This is a genomic window from Streptomyces sp. C (genome assembly GCF_000158895.1).
In the GTDB taxonomy this organism is placed as follows: Bacteria; Actinomycetota; Actinomycetes; order Streptomycetales; family Streptomycetaceae; genus Streptomyces; species Streptomyces racemochromogenes.
Map to the genome: position 1 here is coordinate 913,102 of NZ_GG657750.1, position 1,660 is coordinate 914,761.

At 74.8% G+C, this 1,660-nt stretch carries 1 protein-coding gene; it reads right to left on the reverse strand.

What is annotated here, in order from left to right:
- Nucleotides 1–1,484 (reverse strand): SpoIIE family protein phosphatase (locus tag SSNG_RS04055; protein ID WP_007262525.1); only part of this gene is annotated, 1,484 nt, incomplete at its 3' end.
- Nucleotides 1,485–1,660: the final 176 nt, after the last annotated feature.

Consider the following 1,660-nt stretch of genomic DNA (forward strand, 5'->3'; position numbering starts at 1 on the left):
TCGGTGCACAGCAGCAGCGTGTCCCCGGGGTGCAGTTCGAGGGTGGTGACGGGGTAGCCGGAGCCGCTGCCCCGCTGCTCGTGCGGGGGCACGCCGAGGGGGAGCCCGCCCGCCACCTGGATCCGGTGGCAGCTGCCGTCCCCGCGCCGCACGACCGGGTCGAGGTGGCCGGCCCGCACGACGTGCAGCATCCCGGTGTTCAGGTCCAGTTCGGCGTAGGTGCAGGTGGCGAAGCGCTCCGTCGCCAGGTCGCGGAGGAAGGCGGAGGCCCGCGCCAGCGCCGTGCCGGGGGTGTGGCCCTCCAGGACGTAGGCGCGGAGCACGATCCGCAGCTGTCCCATGACGGCCGCCGCGTCCGTGTCGTGGCCCTCGACGTCGCCGATCGTCACCCCGACCCGGCCTTCGCCGAGGGGGACGACGTCGTACCAGTCGCCGCCGATGTCCCGTCCGACCCGGGCGGCCCGGTACCGTACGGCGATCAGTGCGCCCGGCACCTCCGGGATGACCCGGGGCAGCATGGCCCGCTGGAGCCCCTCGGCGAGGTCGTGCTCCTGCTCGAAGAGCATGGCCCGCTGGAGGCCCTGCGCGATCCCGCTGCCGAGCGCCACCAGCAGGTTGCGCTCCTCCGCGTCGAAGTCCCCGTCGCGGGTGTACAGGAGACCGAGCGCGCCGACGGGCCGGCCCTGCGCGATCAGCGGCAGGTAGACCCCGCTGCGCACGGCCAGCGGTTCGATGTACGGCCACAGCAGCGGGTAGCGCCGCTGGAACTCCTCCCGGGAGGCGATGAAGACCGGTTGGAGGCTCCGTACGGCCTCGCTCATCGGGAACTCCGCGTCGATGCGGGTGTACTCGATCTCGGGCACGTACGAGCCCAGCTGGCCCTCCGCGACCAGGTGGATCCGGCCGCCGTCGACGATGCCGAGCATGACGCTGACGGCGCCGAGGTGGCCGAGGGCCTCGGGGTCCTTGAGGACGTCGGTGACGTCGTTCACGGTGCGGGCGTGCGCGAGGATCGCGGTGGTCCGCTCGACGACCCCGGTCATCCGGCGCCGTCCCTCGTCCCGCTCCCCCGCCGCGCCGGGCTCCCCGGGGTCCTGGTCGGCGTCGCGGAGGATGCCGATGACCCGGTACGCGCGTCCGTGCGGCTCCCGCAGGATGTGCCCCTGGAGGTGGGTCCAGCCCGCCGTCCCGTCCTCGCGCAGGGTGCGGAAGTACGCCCCGTAGTGGCTGCGGCCGTCCTCCAGCGCCCGCCTCACCCGGCCGTCCAGCCGTGCCCCGTCGCCGGGCACGACCCGGCGGCGCAGTCCGGCGGGGGTCCCGTCGAACTGCTCCGGGCGCAGGTGGAGGACCTCGAGGGCGGTGTCGTCCAGGTACAGGCGCCCGCTGTCGAGGTCCCAGTCGAAGGTGCCCATCCGGTTGAGCGCGAGGCTCAGGTCGGGCCGCGCGGGCCAGTCGACCTCCGGGGTCCGTCCCCGCTGGTCCATGCAGCCAGGGTCTCACTGTTCACCCCGGCTCGGCATGTGCTCGGGGCCGGGCCGGTGGTTCACCGGCCGGCCCCGCTCACCTCGGCCGGCTCCGGGCCGTGCACGCCGTCGTCTCCGCGCAGGGTCTGACGGGCTCAGGGCGACGTCGGGGCGCCCGGCGGCGGGGTGGAGGTGCT